Genomic DNA, 22,634 nt, shown 5'->3' on the forward strand with positions numbered 1-22,634 from the left:
CATGCATGGACACGATGATTCTCGTTTTTTCGGCAGGAATGGTCGCTGGCGGAATGAATGCCTTGGCCGGGGGCGGCTCGTTCGTGAGCCTGCCGGCGCTGATTGCAGCGGGCGTGCCTCCGGTTCAGGCGAACACTTCCAGCACGGTAGCGCTGTTTCCTGGCGGGCTGGCCAGCGCATGGGCATATCGAGACGGCCTGCGGCCCGTCGGCTCGGTATCGCTGCGTGCGCTGCTCGCAGCGACGCTGTGCGGCGGCCTGGTCGGAGCGCTGCTGCTGCTGCGAACGTCCTCGGCAGCATTCACATACGTGCTGCCATGGCTGCTGCTGGTTGCTTCAATTGCTCTCGCATTCGGACGGCGCATCGGCGAGGCGTTGCGCGCGCGGTGGAACATTCATGCGCATGCGGTGCTGGCCGTCCAGTTCGCGCTCGGCATCTATGGCGGCTACTTCGGCGGTGCGGTCGGCATCATGATGATTGCCGTCTGGGGCCTGCTCGACAACACCAATCTCAAGCAGCTCAATGCGCCGCGTACGCTGCTGGTCAGTGCAGCCAATGTAGTGGCGGTGCTCGCCTTCATCGCGGCCAATGCGGTGCGCTGGCCCGAGACGCTGGTCATGCTGGTGGGTGCAATCATCGGCGGATATGGCGGCGCCCGCATAGGGCGTCGCGCGCGGCCGGAGATCATTCGCGCCCTTACGCTGCTTGCCACCAGCTGCATCACGCTGGCGTTCTTCTTGAAAACCTACTTCCCTGCACTGCTGCATCGGTGATTTACCGCCGGGGGATGCCCGGTGCTGCCATGCACGGCGAAACATTTTACGCAAGGAGCGCTGCCTTGGCCGTTCTGCAGATTCAGGAGAGAGTGAGGGCTTCGTGTTCTGACCGCATCGAGGCGGCTTTCTATGCCTCCGTGAACAACGAGCAGGTCGCAGCGCTTGACTTCGTCAAATCAGACCAAGTTCTATGCATTAACATGGTCTTCGTAAAGCCTCAGTTCCGACGCCGTGGCATCGGCTCCGCGCTCCTGCGGCATTTGATGATGCGGTATCCGGGCATGACGCTCACCTGCTCTTCTCATTCCCTGGGCAAGCGAGACGTCTGATCAGGCATGTCTCTTCTTCTTGCCGTTCCTTGGACTCAAGGCACACCAGGCAATCACAATCGACGTCGTCGACAAAACAATTCCGAGTAATGAGAGCAGCACGATCAAACTCCCGCGCAGCAGCGGAGACGCGACCAGCGGCGCAAAGTCGAAACTGTGCAGGCCGTTGTACAACAAGCGCTGCCATCGATTGGAAGCATCGGCGCGCAGCATGATGCGTGCCGCCGCCGGGTCGGCATACATTACGATGCCGTCGACCCATTCGGCACGCAGCACCGGCAAGGGCCGCGTGTATCGTGCGCCGCTGCCGCTCTGCTGAGTGTAATAAAGATCATCGTAATCATCGAGCCGCGTTATCACCGGAATGTCATTGATTTCATTCTTGCGCAGCCCGGAAAGCGTGCTGCGTATCGCCTGCTCCGGAAATGCGCTCAGCGGCTGGGCACCGGGCACGTCTGCCCGAACCAGGACATGGCCCGGCGTTCCCGCCGCTGATGCATTCCCAAAGTCCGGGGCGCCGCGCAGGCGATACCACACTCCGCCGTTGAAGCGGATGAGATCGATCTCCCTGGCCTGCATGTGCGGAGCAAGCTGCAGTGCCGCGGCGGGATTGAGGACGGCAACGGCATCCGGACCCGACCACTGCACCCGCTCGCCGGCGGTCGCTGACCGGGAGGAAAAGATGCCGAACGGGTTCATCGACAGCAAGCCCGAGAAAATCCAGGTCACCGTGACGACACCCGCTGCAAGGCCGAGCATGTGATGCCAGCGCATCCAGAATTTGCGGTACGGGATCCAGCGCGAACGGTTCAGGAACAGGTGCCATATGCCGATGGCGACGCCGGTCAGCGCAAGCAGGGTGCCAGGCAAGGCCAGCCATACGACCACATGATGCCAGGTGTCGGGCCGGCGCCGCAGTTCGGTGAAATAGATCCAGTGCGGCACTGCGCCTATCCAGTTCCAGAACCGTTCGCTGCGCCGGGTGTCGCGCACCACTTCGGCGGCGCCGGGCGATACATACAATTCCAGTCCGCCTGGCCCGTCCAGCGTCACCTTTACCAAAGGTCGATACGGATTCAGCCCTTGCGTCACCGTCCATTGGTCGCGGTCCAGCACCTCGGCATGCAACGCGCGGCGCTGGCTGTATGCTTCCGCGAGCCTGACGGCTTCCGGCTCTGAAAGCGGAGGCAGCATGCTGCCCGTGCGGGCATCGATGGTACGCCATTGCTGATCGGGCTTTTTGGTCAGGAGACGCCATACCGGCTGCCTGCCGTGCATGCCGAAACGAGCTTCGGCAAATGCGACCTTCGCCTGCGACGCTGCCTGCTGCGCGGTCAGGCAGCAATCCTTCTGCCCGACCTGCAAGGGCGGCAGTGCGGACAGGCGCTCCTCCTGCGTCAGGTTCGGAAACGGCACGTAATACAGCACGATGCCGCTGACGAACCACACCAGAAACGGCAAGGCCAGAGTAATGCCGAGCCACTTGTGAATGAAAATCAGCGTTTTTTTCATCATCTGCGATGCGTGTTCATCAGAACTCTGTTCTTACGCTCAGTTGAGCGGTGCGCGGCTCGCCGAGCAGCCAGCGAACGCTGCCGGACCCTGACAGCACGTAGTCGCGGTTGGCAAGATTGCGGATGCCAAGCGACACCACGGTGTTTCCCTTCACCTCGACATTCAAGATGGCATCGAGCACCGTGTAGGAAGGCAGGCTGGCCGTGTTGGCATTGTTGCTCTGGCGTTCGCCGACATAGCGCGCTCCCGCGCCGATCTGCCAGCCCGGGAGGAAGCGGTAGGCGGCCCAGATGTTTGCCGTGCGTTCCGGCACGCCGGTTACCTTGTTGCCTGCGTACGACATGCCGGCAGCATCCCTGAACTCGTCATAGCGCGCCCGCAGCCATGCCGCATTGGCCGCGATGGTCACGCCCTTCACCGGTTCGGCAGCCAGGCCGAACTCGATGCCCTTCGAAGATTGCTGGCCGATCTGCAAGGTAACGGCAGGATTGCCAGGATCGCGCGACAGCAGGTTGCGCTTCTTGATTCCATACACGGCAAACGTCCACTCGCCCTTGATCAGGGGCAGGCTGCCCTTTGCGCCGACTTCGACCTGCTTTCCCTTGGCCAGGTTGAAAACATTGCCGTTATTCGGCAGGGAGAGCGATCCGCTCAAGGGATCGGTGCCGGTGCCATACTGCCCATAGAGCGACAAGGCATCCGACGCAGACCAGACCACGCCAAGACGGCCCGTCGTGGGATCGTAGTCCCTGGACAGATTAGCCTGCGTGCGCAGGTCGCGGTTGTCGAGATCCATTCGCTCCTGGCGCAGGCCTGCGACCAGCTTCCAGCTTTGCGTCATGTCGAGCACGTCTTCGGCAAAGAATGCCTTGGTTTCCAGTTCCGCCCTGCGGCCCGGCGTGGTGGGTACAGGACTGATGAACCGACCCTGCTCGAAGCCGCTGAACGGATCTACGATACTTGCGCCGCCGTACGGCGCATTGTTCGTGTGGACCAGCCGCGTCTTGTACCAGTCCAGCCCCACGACGAGGCGGTTCTTCAAGCCGGCAATGTGTCCGTCGATGCTTGCATCGAAGCGATTGCCGGCCTGCTCCTGGTCATGAAGGATTTCAAGGTAGTCGCTACGGCTCACGCGACCTGTGGCGGGGATGTAGGCGTAGGACTCGGCATTGCGCCAGTGCCGCTTGCTGGTCAGGTAATAGGTTTCGTTGCGCAGCTTGATGTTGCTGTCGACCTGATATTCGATGCGACCGCGCCAGACCCGGTCGTTGTATTTGACAATGGCATCATCGACATTGAAACCAGTTCTGCGCAGCCTGTCATCGAGCCGGCCATTGACCAGCGGCACGCCGAAGTAGCGGGAATCTTCGTTGTGCCCGGCATCCAGCATGAAAGTGAGCTTCAAGTCCCTGCCGGGGCGCACTGCGACGGCAGCGGAAAGATTCTGCCGTTCATGCGACTGTTCGCTGCGATAGCCGCCGGTCTTGTCGCTGTCGATGTACAGTGAATAGGCGACGGCGTCGTTGACGGGACCGCGCAGACCGATCCCGGCCTGAATGGCGCCATAGCTGCCGACACCCAGCATAGCCTCGCGCTGGGTGCGCTCGAACAGCGGCTTCTTGGTCACATAGTTCACCGCAGCGCCTATCGAACCATCGCCATACAGCACTGACGCGGGGCCGCTCAGTACCTCTACCGATTCCAGCGGCCATGTCGAGAAAGGATAGGTGATCGTGCCGGCGGCAACGATCAGCCGCGTGCCGTCCACCAGTTGAGCGACCGAGTTATGTCCTGCAAAACCGCGCGCGACCAGGCTGGTTCCGCCATTGCCGGGTGCCGGCGACTCGGTGACGCCGGGTAGCCTGATTGCCACGTCCTGTGCCCGGTGCAGGCTGCGTTCAACGATGTCTTCACGTTCGAGGCTGCTGACGCTGGCGGGAACCTCGCGCGGAGTCAGGTCCAGGCGGGAGGCTGCCGACGATGGCACATCCAGGCGCAAGCCCTTTTCACGTTCCCCGCTGACGACGACAGCGGGCAGCACGGTCTCTGCGGCGTTCTGCGCGATGGCAGGCAGCGCCATCCATCCGGCCGCGATCAAGGGGCCTGCCAGCAGGATCTTCGAACGCGTCAATGTACGGGAAATGGAATCGCTCTCATGTGATGCGCTGTTTTGCCAAGCGAATGAGCGTGCGGACGGAAAGGACAGCCATGGGCGAAATGCAGCCGGTGCAGCCGGCATGCCGCAATGCGGGCGGTTTTTCATTTGAAAGGAAAAGTGAAAGTCTCCGGCATGCTTCCCCGCATGCCGAAATCCAACGGAAGGCATTCGGATGGAGCCCGTCTGCATTCTGAATGATCAGAGCGGTCAGCCATGCCAATCCTGCGCTTCCACTTGTCCTGGCCGGTATCCGGGCTGGCAGGCCGTTTCCGCGTTACCTTCCCATGCGACATGCACAGTGGTTTATCGACGCGGAATTCATCCGTGGATGAGGCTTGCTTACCGTTGCGGGGGCAGCACACGTTGGCCTGTTCGCAGACTGGATGTTGCGAAGCAGGCCTTGTGTTTCCCGTTTAACTGCGGCTGGTGAATCAGCCGCGGGCACCAGAACAGAAAAAATTCTAAGTTTCAATCATGCCAATGAGCGCATGCAAGATGCGAATTGCTCAAGCGCCCGTACCGGGCTGCCTTCGCATCGAAGCTTGCGGCAATCGGCCATTATTGTTTTTGCCGGCTGTCGGCCGCAGGTTCGATCAATACCAGCTTGCCGGTTTTCGGGTCCCGAAACACTTCACCGACACGGTCATAGCCGCTGCCGTTCCGGGTAATGCCGCTGACGGGCCGCTCGATTTCACGGCCCTTGTCTACCGGCTTCGGCACCTTCAGCGCGCTTTGCGTGCCGGCCGCCAGCGCGGCAAGCAAGCCGCAGGCGAACACGAGCATGACGTCGACGAGATTGACCAGGCTTGCGCGCGGATCTTCATCATGGTCGTCGAAGCGGGCATCGAGCCGGGAATAGAGGCGCAGGCGTTTGCGCGGCTGACGGTCGCTCATGCCATTGCCTCCATTTCCTCCATGGCTTCCAGTGTCTCTTCATACCAGCGGCGGCGCAGCTTGCCGACGATCAGGCCGGCAATGCCGGCGACGAGACCGAGCACCGTCGCATCGAAGGCGACGGTGACCGCACTGGCCAGTTGCGCAGGATCGCCCTTGCCCAGCGCAGCCAGTCCGGGCCCGAGCGGAATGATGGTGGCCATCAGGCCGAGCATGGGGGGAATGCGGGCAAGCAGGTCGGCCCGTTCGAGCCGGTGGCGCGCGATGCGCTGCACGCCCGGCACGTCGCCGGCGGCCTTGAGCTTGGCGAGACCGTGAAGACGCTCGCCGACCGCGATGCCGGCTTCGATCAGCGCAAACGCGCAGGCCAGCAGCAGCGCGGCCAGCGCCGGCGCCAGCAGCCAGGTGACCGCGTCGTGCAGCCACGCAAAAGACAGCAACTCATTCATTGGAAACTCCTTGTAGGTGAGATGGATTTCATTCCGCGCCACATGCCGACGGCAAACAGAGCGAAGCCTGCGATGAGAAGGCCGAGCACATTAATGATGCTGGCAGCGGGATTGTTTGCCGGGGCTTCGATTTCTGTCAGTTCGTAGTAGCGCGGAGCAGGTTCGGCGGCCGTTTCCGGCTCGGCGGCGGCTGCAGCTTCAGCAGCAGCCCCGGCCGCGGGCGATGCCGCAGCGGCTTGGGCAGGTATCGGCGTGCTGTTTGCCGTTGCTGCCCTGCCCGCTGCCGGAACGGGCGCCGGTGCAGACACATCTCCGCGCGCCTTGCCCAGGGTGACGCCGAGCGCCTGGGCATCACCGGCATCGAGCTGCGGCGCCAGCCATTGCCACATCGGATGGTCGGGCGCGGTGTGGCCGCTGCCGGGCAGGCCGTTCTTTTCGACCAGGCGAGCAAGCTCTCCGCCCATCTGCCTGATGGTGGCGGCATCGGTTTTCCAGAAGCCCTTTTCCGCGGCCACCATGAAGATGGCAAGCATCTGCGCCTTGACATGGGCGTTCTGGCCCTGGCCGAGGAATTGCGGCAGGCCGAGCTTTCTTGCATCCTCGAAGTAGACCGCTTTTACCTCGTCCCAGGCCCAGTTCTTGACCAGGTCGGGACGGGTGACTTGCCAGCCCCACAGGTTTTCGAGAAATTCGGTTCCCATCGTGCGTGCGCCTGCGTAGCCGTGGCTCATCAATGGCTTGAGCCAGGCGGGGTTGAGGAAGCGTCCGCGAAGTTCACCAAGCAGCGCGGTGGCCAGCGGTTCGATATCGGCGCGCCCGGGTTCGGCATGCTGCAGGATCAGCGCTTCCGGCGGGCGTCCGGTACGTCCTTCGATCGCCAGCGACAATCCGCCGAGATAGTCGAACGCATCGTTGTTGTCGAGCAGTCCGTAGAGATTGCTGGCCCGGCCATGGTAGGTGCGCGTGATGCGTCCGAGCACGGTATCGAAGGCCGCGTGGCTGGCTTCGCCGCTGTCCGCTAGGCCATAGGCATGGCCCATGCGCCTGCTGTAGGCGCGCCCGATCTCATCGCGTTCGCGCCATGCGCCGGAACGTTCCGTCAGTCGGTTGACGCCGGTGCCGTATGCACCGGGCGCGTCGCCGAAGATGCGCAGGGCAGCGGAGCGGCCGGCCTCGGCAACCGGCAATCCGGACTGCTCGAGATCGGCGAGCCGGTCCAGCCATTCGCGGGCCACGCGGTTTTCACTGACGGCTTCGCGGCCCCATTCGGCCGTCGGCACCGGCCCCAGCGCGGCAGCAAGCGCTTCTTTCAGTTCCGGGCGCTGTTCAAGCAGGCCGGCGGCGGACGCCGCCAAGGCAAGGCGCCCGGCACGGTCGATCAGATGGATCAGATTGGGATAAAGATCGCGGAACAGACCCGAGGTGGTGACGATCACATCGCGCCGCTCCGCGCCTGGCTTGAGACGGACATCGGTGACGATGCCGCGTGCATTCCATACCGGCTCGGTTCCCATCAGGGACAATGCGAACGCAACCATGACGCCTTCGTCACGCACCGCGTCCGATGCCCAGAGAATGATGCCCTCCGATCCCGGCGCCGACTTGTCACGGGCCGCAGCCTTGCCGGCCAGCGACTCGCCGAGACGGTAACCGACCCGGGTCGGCAGGATGTCGCCGTCGACGGCATGGAAGTTGCGGCCCGTCGGCAGCGCCTCCGGCGAGCGCAGCGGATCATTGCCTTTGCCCGGCGAAATGTATCTGCCTTCCAGGCCGGCCAGCAGGCCCGTCATTTCGAGGCGCGGCGAATCGGCCAGCTTGCGGGCGACCTCGGGATCGTCGATGCCGCCCTTCTTCATCGAATCGAGCATCAGGTCCAGCGAAGGCTGGCTCCACTGGCGACCGAAGATGTGCAGGCCGTAGGGCATGAACTTTTCCTGCAGCTTGGTCAGGTAGTGGCCGATTTCATGGGCCAGCAGATCGTCGTCGGCCGCCTCGAAACCGATGCCGCGCACTTCGAGCACATCGGCCATCGAGGCTTCGAGTTCGGCTTTCAGATTCAGCGCCACTACCTGTTCGCGCATGGTGCGGGCCGCTTGAGCCTTGAGCGATTCGCTGGATGCGGCTTCGAAGCTTTCGACGATCTGGCGCAGGGCCAGCAGCTGGTCATAGAGCGGCGTCGACGCCAGCGGCGGCGTCAGGTGGTCGACCATCACCGCCAAACCGCGCCGCTTGGCCTGCGTGCCTTCGCCGACGCCGTCGACGATGTAGGGATAGATGCCGGGCAAGTCGGCGGCAATCAGGCTGGGATAGTCGTCGGCCGCCAGTCCGACGGCTTTGCCCGGCAGGAATTCATAGGTGGAATGCCGGCCGAGGTGCACCAGCGCATCGGCCTTGAAGCGGTCGCGCAGCCAGTGGTAGAACGCCAGGTATTGATGCGGCGGCGTGATGCTGGTGTTGGCATGCAGCAGTTCCTCATCCACTTCCCAGCCGCGCGGCGGCTGCGGGCCGATGAAGATGTTGCCGAAGGCGATGCCCGGCACCAGCAGCCTCCCGCCTTCCACCATGACCTTGCCCGGCGCGGCGCCCCACCCTCGGAGGCCTTCGATGCCGTAAGCGGTCAGGCGGCGCACCGTCGGTGCAAGCGCGGTGCAGGGCCGCCGGGAGTTGTCTTCGAGACAGGCAAGATATCCCTTTTCCAGCGCTTCCAGGTCGTGCATTGCCTGCTGCCGTTTCGGATGGTCCGCGCCTTCAACCAGGTGGCGCAACTCCTTCATGACGGCGTCGACGCGCTTGCGCCCGGCGGGACGTTCGCTGGCCGCCGCCGCTTCAAGCACTTCCGCATGCAGCCGCCCGAGCGGCCCGTCCGTCATCTCGCCGCGTACGCGGGGCGGCAGCTTCGCAAACCAGCGCGCGTAGTCGGCAGCGTCGACTCCCTCTACGGAAGCGCTGAGTTCGCGCAGCGCGGTGCGGTCTTCCGGCAGGTTCACGCCATGCGCCATGATGCGGTCGAGCAAGGCTTCCGACGAGGCCGGCAGATCGCCGGTGGTATAACCGGCCGCCTTGAGCGCATGCAGCATGTCGAACAGCGAGGCCGGCACGTCGAGGTTGTCGGCGCCGATGTTCTGCCGCCCGGGCGGGTGGTTGTAATAGATGATGGCGATACGCTTGTCCCGGTTGGCTTTGCCGCGCAGGCTCAGCCAGCGATGAACCCGCGCCGAGAGAAGATCGACTTGCGCGTCCAGCGCCACCGGCGGACGCGTTTCGATGCCGGTCGTGCGGTCTGTCTGGCTGCGCCCCTGTGCCGAGACCACGATGGGTTGCCCGATTCCCTGCAGCTCGGGCAAGGCGACACGGTACTGCACCGAGTCGGCCGGCAATCCATCCGGCGACAGCCGCCACTGGGTTGCGCCGCGCTCGGTCAGACGGATTGCCTTGAAAACCGGCACGTCCAGTTTCCTGAATGCGTCGATGACGGCTTCTCGTCCTTCGGCGGCACCGACCACGAAGTCCTGCAGCACGACCAGCGCGGCCGGCCGCGCCGGGGCCACCAGCTCGGGCAGACGTTCCAGCGCATCGCGCGAAGCGGTTCCCCAGCGGGTCAGTATCTGCACGCAGGGCAGGCCGCGCTGCTCGATGCGCTGGCAAAGGGATGCGGGCGTGCCGGCATCCATGTTGGCGAGGTCCAGCACGACGACCGCAGGCTTGGCGGCAAGGCCCAGTGTCGCAGCCTTGCCCCATGCGGCTGCGTCGCTCAGTTCCCTGCTGCCGACGCGCATGCGCAAGGCGGGTTCCGGCTTCGGTGCGGGAAGCGCGCGGTTCGGATCGAGCAGATGGGCAAAAAGCGCGGCGGTGTTTTCGCTGCCCCAGGCTTGCCACGTCTGCCGGGCGGCAAGCCACCGGCGTGCCGTCGGATGGGCCATGGCAGCCTCCAGTGCTGCGGCCGGCGGCTTTTCCTGCGCCAGCCGGGACAAGGTCTCGGCGGGGAAGTCGCTCAAGCTTCCGGAGCGGTCGGCGCCGAGGTTGCGGCTCATGAGATTGAGGCTGGCTTCTCCATTCATTGCAAGCACGGCGGTACGCGGCCGCGCATGGCGGGACAGCGTATCCTTGAGCCGGCGGGCAGGATCGCCGAAGACGGCCACGGCAAGGACGGTGTCGGCCTCCCCTATCCATTGGCCGAGCTGCTTGTCGCTGGCCGCCATGAGTTGCGCGGGGGTGCGCAGCACGATGCGGTCGCCGGGCCGGCTTGCCAGATGCCGGTGCGCAGCCTCGACGGCGGCTGGAGCGGCGCGTTCGGTGACGACGCCGAACAGGGTCGCAGCCCGGCCCTGCATGGAGGCAGCGCAGAGTACGACGCACAGCAGGTAGCGAAAGAAAGGCGAGGTTGTTGAGCGGATCGGCATTTTCTTCGGACGGTGGACTGAACGGCAGCCGAACCGGACCGGGAGAAAAAGCTCACGCGTGCCCGCCTCGCGGCAAGCAACGATTGAACCCATCCCATCACCCCGGGGATTGGCGCGGCATATGCTTCAGGCCGGTCTTCTGGCTCGCCGTCGTCCTCCTCCGGCCTTCCCATGCATGCGCACAGTGGTGTTTCCGGAGTCGTCAGGCTTACAGCAGCGGGGGCTGCGCCGGAATATCTGACTGTGCAGAGTCACCGGCTTCCCGTTTCACCCGCCCCGTAAATCCGGAGCAAGGCACCTAAAGTGGCACAAGTATAACGCAGCGGGAACATCTTTCCGCGCCTTGTTCCTTGAGTCGGAAAAATGCCGGCCGGATTTGCAGATTGTCCAGGCGACCGAACGGGGATGGAAAGCGCTTGAAGGAACAGGCAGACGCAGGTCCGGGACACGACAACTCGCATGCCAGCGCTACCCTTGCCGTCCGCCTGTTGATTTATTCGTCCAGGGTAAAGCCGGTTGACTTCACGATCGGGCCCCAGCGCTTGATATCGGCCTTGACCCTGGCATCGAACTCGGCCGGCGTCGACGTCTTGACGATGAATCCAAGTTTTTCCACGGTCTCGGCGACGCCGGGGCGGCTGAACGCTTCCTTGACCGCGGCGCCGAGTTTGGCGACCAGATCGCCTGACGCCTCTGCAGGCAGGAAGACACCGAACCACTCCTCCGACTCCAGTTCCTTCATGCCTGCTTCGGCGAATGTCGGAACGTCCGGCAGGAACTTCGAGCGCTGCGGGGACGAGATGGCAAGAATCCGTACCTTGCCGGAACGCGCATAGGGCAACACCTCGCTGATCACGTTGATGCTGGAGGCGATCTGGCCGCCCATCATGTCCTGTACGGCCAGCGCCCCGCCACGATAGCCGATATGCAGGTAATCAAAACCGCCGCTGCGGGCGAGCATCGTGCCCAGGAAATGCGGTGCAGTGCCGGCTCCGGGACTGCCATAGGCAGCCTCCTTGGGATTGGCTTGGCACCACTGGACGAAGTCGGCCAGCGTCTTCACTTTTTCAGGGACCGAAGGTCCGACGGTGATCGCGTAGGGTATCGTCACCAGGGACGTGACCGGCTTGAAATCCGTGGCCGGATTGTAGGTGAGCTTCTTGTACACATGCGGGTAGATGATCATCATGGAACCCGGCGTCATCAGGATCGTGCGTCCGTTTCCGGACGCGCGCTTGACGAAGTCGACCGCGAGCCGGCCGGCGGCTCCGGCACGATTCTCCACGAGCGTTATGCCTGATCCATACTTAAGGTTCTGTGCCAGCGTTCTGGCGACGACATCGGTGCTGCCGCCGGGCGCAAAACCTACCATGATGCGATTGGTTTCATCGGTTTGCGCCAGTACACTTGCAGGCAGTGCTGCAGTCAGGCCAGCCATCGCAATAAAGCTGCGTCGTTTCATGTTGCCTCCTCCAGGTTTGTAGTGATGAAGATCAGATATGCAAGCTTTGACATAAAGACGTGATCCAGTTTGTCTAGCGATGTCCTTGCGCCGCGTCGAAGATGCCTTGTTGATCGAAGAAAGCGTCCATTCTTCAGTGCGGGCTGCCGTGCTGCAATGAGCCGTACTACGCTGTTATTTCATTTCGTATCAGGCATGCGCGTACACTGGCGCTATACCAGCGCGCGCCGTAGCGTCCATTCAAGCCCTTGCGGTTTAGATCCCGCGCGATGAAACCGTACGACGCCCCCGTCATTCGTTTCTGTACAATCAGTTCAATGACGACATCGCTGAAGTTCTTCTGGAACGGGGCACTGCTTTTTGGAACTGCCCGATTCTTTTCAGCAGCTTCGGTGTTCTCGACGAGCTGATGCAATAAAAAGTGTGAAGCAGCCATAGCCTCTCAACGTGGCATTAAACGTTCGTATCGAACAATGCATCGCGTTCACCATGACCGGCACTGCCATCATTCCGGACGCTCAAGATGAATGACGACGCGACACAAGCGACTAACCACATACGGATCAGATTCCCCTCTCCCGCAAGCGGGAGAGGGGTTGGGGGTGAGGGGGATAGCAAAGCCACCTACGGTCTTGACGAGCTCCCTCATCCCCAACCCTCGCTCCGCGCCCCACGACTCGGCCTGCAAGCCAAGTCGGCTACGGCAGCGCAAACCAGTAGTTTGCGAAACCCTGCCTGCGCCCCGCCTGCGGGAGAAGGGAGCGTAATCACATAAGCTAATTGCAAAGGATTTTTTCATTCGCTTGAGTCGAAAACTCTCCCCGCATTCAATCCTGAGTTGCAGTCAACCGCCCGTTTAATCATGCGCATAAGCGCAATTTCCTCCGGCCCGCGACTATGCCTGAGAAACGGCTTCTTCAGACGCCCGATACCATGCTCACCCGAAATGCTGCCGCCCGCCTTTTCAACGGCGGTGTAGACAAAATCGTCAATAGGCACAATGTCTTCATCGCGATGAGGTCCCGTGGCGTAGTGAAGATTGCCATCGCCCAGATGGCCGAAGAACAAGTGCCTGGCCGACGGATAGCTTGCCTGCATGTCCTTCTTGATTCCCTCGATGAATCCATCCATCCGGGATACGGGAATACCGATGTCGAACGCGATATACGGTTTCATGCCGGAGAGCAGTTCGCCGATCGCATCGCGCATTTCCCATAGCTGCGCAGCCTGCTCGCTCGAATGCGGGAGAATCACATCGCTCACGATGCCCTCTTCCAGTGCTTGCTCCAGCAGCCTTTGCAACGCCAGCTCCTGCTCCGGAGAATCCATGCCCTCGGCTTCCAGCAGAACGTAGACCGGATAGTCGCCATCGAATGGCTTGGCCCGGCCGAGCGCGGCAGATGCGAGATCGAGATAGTCATCCCACATGACTTCAAAGGCCGACAGCGAAGGAATGGAAGAGCGCGCCATCTTGAGCAGCGTCGTCAGGTTCCCGAACGACTCCAATGCGCAGAAGGCGGAGTACCGGCGCTGCGGTTTGGGAAACAGCTTGAGCACCACTTTCGTGACAATGCCCAGCGTTCCTTCGGAACCGATGAAGAGGTGCTTGAGGTCCAGGCCGGTATTGTTCTTCATGACCTTGTTCAACATGGAAAGCACCGTGCCGTCGGCGAGCACCACCTCGAGGCCCAGCACGAGCTCTCTCATCGTGCCGTATCGCAGAACGCGGTTTCCACCTGCATTGGTGGCGACATTGCCGCCGATCTGGCAGCTGCCGCGCGCACCGCAATCCAGGGGAAAATACCAGTCGTGCGCCTCGACGGAATCAGCGACTGCCTGCAAGGTGGCGCCGGCCTGCACGGTGACGGTTCCACCTTGGAGATCGAATTCCTCGACTTTGTTCATGCGTTCCAGCGAAATGACAATGTCGCCCTGATCCGGTACTGCGCCGCCGGCAAGACCGGTCAGGCCTCCCTGGATCGTGATCTTTTTCCCGGCCTTGTGACAAGCCGCTGCAATGTCCGCAACCTCCCTGGTGGTGCGCGGACGCAGGACAGCAAGCGGTTGCCCGCCGACGAGCCCGCTCCAGTCACCAAGATAACGTTTCATATCCGCTTCGTTATGGATAGGAGAAAAACCGGCCAGTGAGGCGAGCAATTCAATCTCGGCGTATTTAATGGCATTCATTACGGCACACCTGTCATTCAAGGAGGAACACGTGATAGGCTACACGCTGACCATCTGTTCCACCATTGACTTATTTTCATATTTTCATAACCATTAGGTTATGGCGCCCCAATTAAATTTAATCACCCATGCAGCCAAAGCGATTCTTCGAAGCAGACCTTAAAGTCCACCAGCTGCGCGTTCTCGTGCAGTTGCGTCAGCTGGGCAAAGTGCAGAAAGTGGCCGATGCATTGCACGTCACCCAGCCCGCCATCTCGAAGCAGCTCCGGGAAATTGAAAGCGCCATCGGCACGCCGCTGTTCGAGCGAATCGGCAACCGGATCGAGTTCACGGCGGTAGGCGATCACCTCGCACGGCGCGCGGCCCAGATTCTCCAGGAACTGCAATCTCTTGAAACCGAAGTCGCCGCGCTGTCGAAAGGCCTTGCCGGAGAACTGAGCGTCGGCATGGTTACGACTGCGGTGCAGCTGCTGGTGCCCGACGTTCTTCTGCGTTTCCGCCAGCTTGCGCCGAATGCATGCGTCGATCTTGTGGAACGCACGGCTGGCGAGTTGTTTGAGATGCTGGACGCCGGGCAGGTCGATCTGATCGTATGCCGGGTCACGGACAGGAAGACGCTGCAGCCGGGCCTGTCCAGCGTATTGCTGACGGATCCCCTGGTCATATGCTGCAGCAGCGGACATCCTCTCGCACTGAGGACCGATCTCCAGTGGAAAGACTTGGAGGCGATGAGCTGGGTGGCGCCGGCGCGCGGCTCGCCCGCCCTTGAGGCATTCATGCAATTGCTGGACAAGCACGGCGTATCGCCCCGTATCGCGGTCCACACGATATCGATCACGGCAATAATCCCCTTGCTAAGCGGCAGCGATATGCTCGGCCTGCTTCCATTGAGCATGGCAAGGCGGCTTGCGACTGAGCAGCGCATCCGGATGCTTCCCCTGGATTCGGAAAACCTGCTTGGACAGATATCCGCGCACTGGAAAGCGGGCAATACGAATCCGCTGGCGAGCCTGATGACCGACTGCCTGCGGGAAGCGAATCAGCTTGAATGAACTATTGATCAATATATTTCAGCAAAAAAGCCGCAGGCAGTGAATCATCCTGCGGCTTCTACTTACCATCTCCGGCCGCTGCCGCTTGTCACTGCCGGCTGTTACTGCTCCAGGACAAGCGGCTTGGTATCCCAGATTTCCTTCGCATAATCCGCGATCGTGCGGTCTGCGGAAAAGACGCCCATGCCTGCGATGTTGCGAATTGCAGTGGCATGCCATTGCGCCTGGTTGCGGTACAGGTCGTCCACCCTCTCCTGCGTGGCAACGTAGCTGGCGTAATCGGCAAGCAGCAGATACTGATCGCCGAAGTTCACCAGCAGATCGAATATCGTCTTGAACCGCTCGGGATCATCCGGCGAGAAATAGCCGTCGCGTATCTGCTCCAGCGCCAGCTGCAATTCGCTGTTCGATTCGTAGATGTCGCGCGGCCTGTATCCGCGCATCCGGATCGACTGCACCTCTTCGGCCGTGTGCCCGAAGATGAAGATGTTGTCCTGCCCCACCTGCTCGCGGATCTCGATGTTCGCCCCGTCGAGCGTACCGATCGTCAGTGCGCCGTTCAGCGCCAGCTTCATGTTGCCCGTGCCCGAAGCCTCGGTTCCGGCCAGGGAGATCTGCTCCGACAGGTCCGCCGCCGGGATGATCCTCTCGGCCACGCTGACGCCGTAATTCGGAACGAAGACTACCCTCAACAGGCCGTTGACGCGCGGGTCCTGGTTGACCTTCGCCGCGATATCGTTGATCAGCTTGATGATCAGCTTCGCATTCCGGTAGGCCGATGCCGCCTTGCCGGAAAAAATGATGGTGCGCGGCACCCAGGCGGCCTCCGGAGCGGCAAGGATGCGGTTGTACCGGGTAACGACATGGAGCGCATTCAGCAGCTGGCGCTTGTACTCATGGATGCGCTTGACCTGCACATCGAACAGCGAATGCGGATCGACCTCCATGCCGAGAGCGGAATGCATCCACGCCGCCAGCTGCGTCTTGTTGTGGAGCTTGATGCGCCGGCAGGCATCGACGAAGGAAGGATCGTCCGCCAGCGGCCGCAATGCCTGCAGGCGGTCGAGGTCCAGCCGCCACTGCGGTCCGATCTGCTCGTCGATCAGCGCGGCAAGCTGCGGGTTGGCGGCGCCGAGCCAGCGGCGCGGGGAAATGCCGTTGGTCTTGTTGTTGAACCGGTCGGGATAGACGCGGGCAAGATCGCTGAAGATGGAATTCGTCATCAGCTGCGAATGCAGCTTCGACACCCCGTTCACCTTGTGGCTGCCTACCACGGCGAGATAGGCCATGCGCACCCGCCTGTCGCCGTTCTCGTCGATCAGCGACAGCCGGCGCATCAGGTCATGGTCGACACCGAACTGTGACGCAACGCTGCCGAGGAAGCGGGCATTGATTTCGAAGATGATGTCGAGATGGCGTGGCAGCATGCGGCCTATCATGTCGACGGGCCATGTCTCCAGCGCTTCATGCATCAGCGTGTGGTTCGTGTACGAAAACACCTTTCGCACCATGTCCCATGCCGGCTCCCATTCCTGCTGCTGCTCGTCGATCAGCAGCCGCAGGAGTTCGGGTATGGCCAGTACGGGATGCGTGTCGTTGAGATGCACGGCAACGCTTTCATGCAGGTTCGCGACGCTTCCATAGCGCCGGATATGCCGCCGCAGCAAGTCCTGTACGCTGGCCGACACGAAGAAATACTCCTGCCGCAGCCGCAGCTCGCGGCCCGATACCGTGGAATCGTCAGGGTACAACACCCGCGACACGGTCTCGGAAGTGGTGCGCCTTTCGACCGCGCCGAAATAATTGCCGCGGTTGAATGCGGAAAGATCCATCTCGTCCGTCGCCTTGGCCGACCACAGCCGCAAGGTGATGGTGGCCTCGGTGGCATATCCGGGGATGATAGTGTCATAGGCAATGGCCAGCACGTCTTCCGTATCCACCCACCGGGTCTGGCTGCCGTGCCGCTCGCAGCGGCCGCCGAAGCGCACGCGGAACTGCACTTCAGGGCGGGGAAATTCCCAGGGATGTCCGCTCGCCAGCCAGTAATCCGGATGCTCCACCTGGTTGCCGTCGGTGATTTCCTGCCTGAACATGCCATAGTCGTAGCGAATGCCGTAGCCCATGCCGGAAATGCCCAGTGTCGCCATCGCATCAAGAAAGCAGGCGGCCAGGCGGCCCAGGCCGCCGTTGCCGAGCGCCGCATCGGGTTCGGCGGCGGCCACCTCTTCGATATCGACATCCAGGGCGGCCAGCGCCTGCTTCAACTCATCATAGATGCCGAGCGACAGCGCGGCATTGGTAAGACTGCGCCCGATCAGAAATTCCATCGACAAATAGTAGACTCGCTTGACGTCGCGCTTGTAATACGCGCGCGTCGTCTTGACCCAGCGCTGCACCAGCCTGTCTCTGACTGCAAGCGACGTGGCATTGAGCCAGTCGTGCGGATTCGCCGAGGGCGGAATCTTGCCGATGGTGTACAGAAGCTTTTCCTCGATGGCCCGCTTCAGCGAGAAGACATCATTGCCGCCGGGATCGACGTTGAAATCGGACTTTCCCATACTATTCCCCTTCATTGAACATGTTCGGGCGCTTCTTCGGCCTATTAATCATCTTCAGCCGTTTGTCGAACATCACACCCGGAAACAACAAGGTTCGTCTTGGTTGCAGTACAGTCCGTTGGCGGCCTCACTGCGGTTCAAAAGAGCATGCGGTCTGGTTCTTATTCGAACATCAACAGCCTGTCCAAATCAAGCCGGACAACCGCTCGGACATGCGTGAGCCGAAGCCGCGCGGACAGAATTTCTCCACTACATCGTCCTTACGCTGGTTTCTCGCCTGACTGCGCATTTCTCGAATGCAAGCGGTTTGCGAGGACCGCGGGGCGTCTTCCGTTCTGTCATCTACATTACCAAACCTGTTTGCTAGGTGATAGCGGTAATGAACGGAAGTTCAGTGGAATGTGGGCAGGGAATAGTGACGAAAGGAATCCGGCATGCAGGCAAAAACGGGAGTGCAATGGACACCGGGGTCCACATGCACTCCCGCTTCGGGCAGCATCAGGATGAAGGACGATGGCCGATGCAAATGCATGGCCATCGCAGGGGAAGGATCAGTCGGCCTTGATGTTGCGGGCACGAACGATTTCAGACCATTTCGCCGTTTCCGATTTCAGGTACTTGGCGAGCTCTGCCGGCGAAGAGCCTACAGGCTCGGCGCCGATCTGCGCGAAACGCGCCTTCACATCAGGCTGCTTCAGCGCCTTCACCAGTTCTTCATTGATGCGGTTGACGACCGGCTGCGGCGTCTTTGCCGGCACAAATACGGCATACCAGCCGCTGAGCTCATAGCCCTTGATGCCGGCCTCCGCCACGGTGGGCACGTTCGGCAGGACGCTGGAACGCTTGGTGGTGGTCACGGCCAGCGGCTTAAGGCGGCCGGAATCGATGTAGGGCTTGGCGGAAGACACCGAGTCGAACATCATGTCGACCTGGCGGCCCATGAGATCGGTCACCGCGGGCGCGCTGCCCTTGTAGGGAACGTGCAGAATATCGACGTCGGCCATCGATGCGAACAATTCTCCGGCGAGATGGATGGTGGTGCCGCTGCCCGCCGATGCGAATGTAAGCTTGCCGGGCTGCTGCTTCGCCAGTGCGACCAGTTCGGAGACATTGTTCGCCTTCACGCCGGGGTTGATCACCAGGACATTCGGCACGATGCCGACCAGGCTGACCGGTTCGAAATCCTTGATCGGATCATAGGAAAGCTTGGGGTAGAGGCTGGGGTTCACCGCGTGGCCGATGGATACGATCATCATCGTATAGCCGTCGGGCTCGGACTTGGCAACGGTGGTCGACCCGACCACGCCGCCTGCGCCGGGACGGTTTTCAATGATCACAGGCTGCTTCATGCTCTGCGACATCTTCTCGCCCAGCGTGCGGGCCATGGTATCCATGGCGCCGCCCGGCGTGAACGGCACCACCCACTTGATCGGCTTGCTCGGATAGGTATCCGCAGCTGCGCCGAATGCGGTGCTCAGTACGATGCCGCCGAACACGGCCTTGATGATCGAACGCTTCATGTTCATGTCTGCTGTTTCCGTAAACTGGTTAAACGATGGAAGAAGGATGCTTGGCGAGCGGGGTCACCTTGATCTTCATGTAGGGGAACAATGGCAAGGACGACAACAGGCCATGCAGTTCGTCATTGGACTCGACGTCGAAGATGCTGTAATTGGCATACTCGCCGACGACCCGGTACAGGTGAACCCACTTGCCGCTGCGCTGCAAGTCCTGCGCATAGGCTTTTTCACGCGCCTTGATATCGTCGGCAATCGCCGGCGGCATATCAGGGGGCAGCAAGACATCCATCCGAACTAGAAACAGCATGATTCTTTCCTTTTTATCTGATGCGCCGGCGCGCCGGAAGCGCGCTGCAGGTTGCATTATTTATCGCGCCGGTAATAGGCAAGCTTGTCTTCGTCGATGGCAACGCCGAGGCCAGGTGTCGAAGGCACTGCCAGCTCGAAATCCGCAACCGTGGCGCGCTCGACGACGATGTCGTCCTTGAGCAGCAAGGGCCCGAACAGCTCGGTGCCCCACTCCATTTTCCGGCAAGCCGCAAATGCATGGGCGGATGCGATGCTGCCGATGGTGCCTTCCAGCAGCGTCCCTCCGTAACAGCCGACTCCGGCCGCATCCGCGACCGCCGCAGTACGGACGACCCCCAGCGGTCCGCCGGACTTCGCGATCTTGAGCGCGACGATGTCCGCCGCGCCGTCGCTGGCATAGTCGAACATGTCGGCGGGCGTGCTGACGGCTTCATCGGCCATGATGGGAATGCTGAACGCCTGCGCGAGGCGTGCAAGACCGCGGCGGTTATCCTTTGCGATCGGCTGCTCGACGAGCATCACGCCGGCCGCCTGCAGATCGGGAATGAATCGCGCAGCCATTGCTTCGCTCCACGCCTGGTTCAGGTCGACGGTAATCTCGACTTGGTCGCCAAGGGCGTTCTTGATGGCGGCGACATGCGCGATGTCGGCCTGAGGACTGCGCTTGCCGATCTTGAGCTTGAACACATTGTGGCGGCGCACTTCGAGCAGCTGTTTGGCTTCATCGATGTCGCGCGCGCTGTCGCCGCTGGCCAGCGTCCAGAGAACGGGGAGCGAGTGGCGCACCGCGCCGCCGAGCAGCGCATGCACCGGAACACCCAGGCGCTTGCCTTGAGCGTCCAGCAAGGCCGTTTCCAGGGCCGACTTGGCAAGCGCATTTCCCTGCACGGACTGATCGACCTTGGCCAGCACCGCATTCGCACTGGTGGCATCCATGCCGGCAATCAGCGGATTGATATAGTGATCGAGCGTGAGCTTGATCGATTCGGGGCTCTGGTCGCCGTAGGCGAGGCCGCCGATCGTGGTGGCTTCGCCGATGCCTTCGATGCCGTCGTCGCAGCGCAGGCGAACGATCACCAGCGTCTGGCGGCTCATGGTCGTCATCGCCAGGCGATGTTCACGGATCGTGGGAAGATCCACGATGATGGACTCTAGCGCCTCGATGCGAGGCTGGTTGGAACTGTTGAGCATTGCTGGAAGAATGACTGGATTGACAGGCAAATGGTAGGTGCTTCCATGCCTGTCGTCCAATATCAATTCATGACAGCATCATACCCGGCAGGTATGGTTCCATGGCGTTCACTCGCGTCGCGCGGCAGGCCTGTATTTTTCCGCGAAACCCATGAATCGCGCGAGTTCTGGAGAAGTATCGCCGCTCCTGACATTCATGATGACAGGCGAGGTGGCGGCCGTCCCGGCGAGCGGCCGATAAACGACATCGTCGCGCTTGAGGCGCTGCACCGAGTCGGGTACCAGGGTCGATCCGATTCCCGCAGCCACGAAGCCGATTGCCGTCTGCATTTCATTCGCCTCGACGGCCACGTTCAGCTTGAGGCCGTGGGCACGGAAAATGTTCAATACATGATCGGCATAGCTGGGGCGGGGTTTGGCAGGGTAGATGATGAACGGCTCGCTTGCGATTTGTCCAAGTGCAATCCGCTGCTTCCGTGCCAGCGGATGGCCAACCGGCAGCGCCGCAACGAGCGGCTCCTCTTCGAACACGTCGCAGCGGATTTCCGGATCTTCCAGCAAGAGCCTGCCGAAGCCGACATCGATGCGCCCTGCCTTCAAAGCCTCGGCCTGCTGGATCGTGGTCAGTTCGCTGAATACCACTTCGATGTCGTTGCTTGCCGAGCGGTATTCCCTGATCAGTTCGGGCAGGAATCCGTACAGTACGGAAGGCACGAAGCCGATGCCGAACCAGCGTTTCTTGCCCTGACCGATGCGGCGCGTTCCCTCTTTCGCTTCGTCCAGGCGCGACAGGATCTGCACGCACTGCTCAAGAAAGAAGGTGCCGGCCTTGGTCAGGGCGATCGGCCGGGAGCTGCGGTCGATCAGCTCCGTTCCCAGCTCTTCCTCGATTTCGCGGATCTGGCGCGACAGGGGCGGCTGGGCAATGTGGAGCTGTTCGGCCGCACGGGTAAAGTTGAGCGTCTTGCCGACCACCTCGAAATAGCGAAGATGCCGCAGTTCCATCATACTCTCCGGGTATTATTCTGACGAAAGCTGATGGTAGGCCGTACGAGAAATAAATGCCAGCCTCTCCGTCATTCAAGTCTGCATGGGGCCGCCAAGCGTGGCATAAAAAATCTTTCATAAACCCGGTGAATTTGTATTTCGCTCCCTCTCCCGCAGGCGGGAGAGGGTTGGGGTGAGGGCGATTGTGACGAAGAACGGTCTAGCCCCCATCCCCGGCCTTCGCTACGAGTCGCTGCCTATGCCCCGACTGCGGAAGAAGGTAGAAGGATAGGAGGCGCCATGCAACTTTTTTCCTGCTGGTCTCAACCAGGCAAATATGTAAAGTTGATTCGACCTGGCTGCTTCCCGCTCCCTCGCTTTTTGGGACGGCAGCCAAGGAAATAGATTGGGGGAAATCAGTCATTCGCACAGGCGCCGTATATCCTCCGGCACCGGTACGGCCTTGATGCGCGAGGGGTCGTCCGGATGGCGGATTGCGAAAATGCGCACATCCCGCCCTTCCGCCAGCAGGACGCCGCCGCGCATGAGCCGGTATTTCATGACGAACGACTTTTCCCGCCACTCGTCGACCCAGGTATGCACCTCGACGCTGTCGCCATAGCTGGTCGGACGGACGAAGGTGGAATTGGCTTCCACCACCGGCGTGCCGATGATGCCGACGCTGCGCTCCAGTTCCCTCCATGGCGGCACGCCGCAGCTTTCGAAGAAGTGGCGCGATGCGGCGTCGTACCAGCGGAAGAAGTTGGGGAAATAGGCGATCTGCGCCGGATCGCAGTCGCCGAATTCGACGTGAACGGGATGAATGTGTACGCGTGGCATTGCGCTC

Annotated in this window: 17 protein-coding genes and 2 riboswitches; of the genes, 3 read left to right on the plus strand and 14 right to left on the minus strand. The window is 61.6% G+C overall.

The window, feature by feature from the left end; genetic code table 11:
* Positions 1-5 precede the first annotated feature (5 nt).
* Both IGW03_RS23350 and IGW03_RS23355 read left to right on the plus strand, forming a co-directional pair.
* Entirely contained in the window at positions 6-773 is a 768-nt protein-coding gene (locus IGW03_RS23350) for a sulfite exporter TauE/SafE family protein (RefSeq protein WP_194724977.1), read from the plus strand.
* Positions 774-838: 65 nt separating this feature from the next.
* On the plus strand, positions 839-1,105 hold the full coding sequence (locus IGW03_RS23355; protein ID WP_194724940.1) for a GNAT family N-acetyltransferase: 267 nt from the start codon (positions 839-841) through the stop codon (positions 1,103-1,105).
* On the opposite strand, the gene IGW03_RS23360 is transcribed toward IGW03_RS23355, so the two are convergent.
* From IGW03_RS23360 to IGW03_RS23395, 8 genes are all read right to left on the minus strand, one after another.
* Positions 1,106-2,620: a PepSY domain-containing protein gene (locus tag IGW03_RS23360; protein ID WP_228535990.1), complete on the minus strand. Its 1,515-nt coding sequence runs from the start codon at positions 2,618-2,620 to the stop codon at positions 1,106-1,108.
* 16 nt (positions 2,621-2,636) lie between these two features.
* Complete coding sequence (locus tag IGW03_RS23365) at positions 2,637-4,751, minus strand: TonB-dependent receptor (RefSeq protein WP_228535992.1); 2,115 nt, start codon at positions 4,749-4,751, stop codon at positions 2,637-2,639.
* Positions 4,752-5,002: 251 nt separating this feature from the next.
* Positions 5,003-5,242: riboswitch (cobalamin riboswitch) on the minus strand.
* Positions 5,243-5,336: 94 nt separating this feature from the next.
* The gene (locus IGW03_RS23370) at positions 5,337-5,672 is read right to left on the minus strand and encodes a hypothetical protein (RefSeq protein WP_194724941.1); all 336 of its coding nucleotides are present in this window, start codon (positions 5,670-5,672) and stop codon (positions 5,337-5,339) included.
* Positions 5,669-6,121, minus strand: coding sequence for a MotA/TolQ/ExbB proton channel family protein (locus IGW03_RS23375; RefSeq protein ID WP_194724942.1), 453 nt, complete (start codon positions 6,119-6,121; stop codon positions 5,669-5,671). The genes IGW03_RS23370 and IGW03_RS23375 overlap by 4 nt, the downstream gene beginning before the upstream one ends.
* On the minus strand, positions 6,118-10,521 hold the full coding sequence (locus IGW03_RS23380; protein WP_194724943.1) for a cobaltochelatase subunit CobN: 4,404 nt from the start codon (positions 10,519-10,521) through the stop codon (positions 6,118-6,120). The genes IGW03_RS23375 and IGW03_RS23380 overlap by 4 nt, the downstream gene beginning before the upstream one ends.
* Positions 10,522-10,633: 112 nt before the next feature.
* A riboswitch (cobalamin riboswitch) is annotated at positions 10,634-10,838 on the minus strand.
* A gap of 176 nt (positions 10,839-11,014) precedes the next feature.
* Positions 11,015-11,983, minus strand: coding sequence for a Bug family tripartite tricarboxylate transporter substrate binding protein (locus IGW03_RS23385; protein ID WP_194724944.1), 969 nt, complete (start codon positions 11,981-11,983; stop codon positions 11,015-11,017).
* A 166-nt stretch (positions 11,984-12,149) separates the two neighbouring features.
* On the minus strand, positions 12,150-12,419 hold the full coding sequence (locus tag IGW03_RS23390; RefSeq protein WP_194724945.1) for a recombinase family protein: 270 nt from the start codon (positions 12,417-12,419) through the stop codon (positions 12,150-12,152).
* A gap of 359 nt (positions 12,420-12,778) precedes the next feature.
* Positions 12,779-14,170, minus strand: a complete 1,392-nt coding sequence (locus tag IGW03_RS23395) for an FAD-binding oxidoreductase (protein ID WP_194724946.1) — start codon at positions 14,168-14,170, stop codon at positions 12,779-12,781.
* A gap of 128 nt (positions 14,171-14,298) precedes the next feature.
* On the opposite strand from IGW03_RS23395, the gene IGW03_RS23400 reads away from it, so the two are divergent.
* Entirely contained in the window at positions 14,299-15,222 is a 924-nt protein-coding gene (locus IGW03_RS23400; RefSeq protein ID WP_194724947.1) for a LysR family transcriptional regulator, read from the plus strand.
* Between the two features lie 101 nt (positions 15,223-15,323).
* Here IGW03_RS23400 and IGW03_RS23405 read toward each other — a convergent pair whose 3' ends face one another.
* The 6 genes from IGW03_RS23405 to IGW03_RS23430 all read right to left on the minus strand — a co-directional run bounded on the left by IGW03_RS23405 (position 15,324) and on the right by IGW03_RS23430 (position 22,627).
* Positions 15,324-17,780, minus strand: a complete 2,457-nt coding sequence (locus IGW03_RS23405) for a glycogen/starch/alpha-glucan phosphorylase (RefSeq protein ID WP_194724948.1) — start codon at positions 17,778-17,780, stop codon at positions 15,324-15,326.
* A 551-nt stretch (positions 17,781-18,331) separates the two neighbouring features.
* Positions 18,332-19,306 carry a Bug family tripartite tricarboxylate transporter substrate binding protein gene (locus IGW03_RS23410; RefSeq protein WP_438943673.1) on the minus strand — a complete coding sequence of 325 codons (975 nt, stop codon included), beginning with the start codon at positions 19,304-19,306 and terminating at the stop codon, positions 18,332-18,334.
* A 22-nt stretch (positions 19,307-19,328) separates the two neighbouring features.
* Positions 19,329-19,607: a muconolactone Delta-isomerase gene (gene catC / locus IGW03_RS23415; RefSeq protein WP_194724950.1), complete on the minus strand. Its 279-nt coding sequence runs from the start codon at positions 19,605-19,607 to the stop codon at positions 19,329-19,331.
* A gap of 56 nt (positions 19,608-19,663) precedes the next feature.
* Positions 19,664-20,800: a muconate/chloromuconate family cycloisomerase gene (locus tag IGW03_RS23420; RefSeq protein ID WP_194724980.1), complete on the minus strand. Its 1,137-nt coding sequence runs from the start codon at positions 20,798-20,800 to the stop codon at positions 19,664-19,666.
* A 108-nt stretch (positions 20,801-20,908) separates the two neighbouring features.
* Positions 20,909-21,805 carry a LysR family transcriptional regulator gene (locus IGW03_RS23425; RefSeq protein WP_194724981.1) on the minus strand — a complete coding sequence of 299 codons (897 nt, stop codon included), beginning with the start codon at positions 21,803-21,805 and terminating at the stop codon, positions 20,909-20,911.
* A 402-nt stretch (positions 21,806-22,207) separates the two neighbouring features.
* Positions 22,208-22,627, minus strand: a complete 420-nt coding sequence (locus IGW03_RS23430; RefSeq protein WP_194724951.1) for an acyl-CoA thioesterase — start codon at positions 22,625-22,627, stop codon at positions 22,208-22,210.
* Positions 22,628-22,634: the final 7 nt, after the last annotated feature.

The sequence above is a fragment of the Noviherbaspirillum malthae genome, assembly GCF_015352985.1.
GTDB classification, from domain to species: Bacteria; Pseudomonadota; Gammaproteobacteria; order Burkholderiales; family Burkholderiaceae_D; genus Noviherbaspirillum; species Noviherbaspirillum malthae.

Excerpts from the sequence above, each read along its gene's own strand:
- IGW03_RS23350 (WP_194724977.1), top strand. The coding sequence starts at position 6 with ATGGACACGATGATTCTCGTTTTTTCGGCAGGAATGGTCGCTGGCGGA.
- IGW03_RS23360 (WP_228535990.1), bottom strand. The coding sequence starts at position 2,620 with ATGATGAAAAAAACGCTGATTTTCATTCACAAGTGGCTCGGCATTACT.
- IGW03_RS23370 (WP_194724941.1), bottom strand. The coding sequence starts at position 5,672 with ATGAGCGACCGTCAGCCGCGCAAACGCCTGCGCCTCTATTCCCGGCTC.
- IGW03_RS23375 (WP_194724942.1), bottom strand. The coding sequence starts at position 6,121 with ATGAATGAGTTGCTGTCTTTTGCGTGGCTGCACGACGCGGTCACCTGG.
- IGW03_RS23380 (WP_194724943.1), bottom strand. The coding sequence starts at position 10,521 with ATGCCGATCCGCTCAACAACCTCGCCTTTCTTTCGCTACCTGCTGTGC.
- IGW03_RS23385 (WP_194724944.1), bottom strand. The coding sequence starts at position 11,983 with ATGAAACGACGCAGCTTTATTGCGATGGCTGGCCTGACTGCAGCACTG.
- IGW03_RS23390 (WP_194724945.1), bottom strand. The coding sequence starts at position 12,419 with ATGGCTGCTTCACACTTTTTATTGCATCAGCTCGTCGAGAACACCGAA.
- IGW03_RS23395 (WP_194724946.1), bottom strand. The coding sequence starts at position 14,170 with ATGAATGCCATTAAATACGCCGAGATTGAATTGCTCGCCTCACTGGCC.
- IGW03_RS23400 (WP_194724947.1), top strand. The coding sequence starts at position 14,299 with ATGCAGCCAAAGCGATTCTTCGAAGCAGACCTTAAAGTCCACCAGCTG.
- IGW03_RS23405 (WP_194724948.1), bottom strand. The coding sequence starts at position 17,780 with ATGGGAAAGTCCGATTTCAACGTCGATCCCGGCGGCAATGATGTCTTC.
- IGW03_RS23410 (WP_438943673.1), bottom strand. The coding sequence starts at position 19,306 with ATGAACATGAAGCGTTCGATCATCAAGGCCGTGTTCGGCGGCATCGTA.
- catC (WP_194724950.1), bottom strand. The coding sequence starts at position 19,607 with ATGCTGTTTCTAGTTCGGATGGATGTCTTGCTGCCCCCTGATATGCCG.
- IGW03_RS23420 (WP_194724980.1), bottom strand. The coding sequence starts at position 20,800 with ATGCTCAACAGTTCCAACCAGCCTCGCATCGAGGCGCTAGAGTCCATC.
- IGW03_RS23425 (WP_194724981.1), bottom strand. The coding sequence starts at position 21,805 with ATGGAACTGCGGCATCTTCGCTATTTCGAGGTGGTCGGCAAGACGCTC.
- IGW03_RS23430 (WP_194724951.1), bottom strand. The coding sequence starts at position 22,627 with ATGCCACGCGTACACATTCATCCCGTTCACGTCGAATTCGGCGACTGC.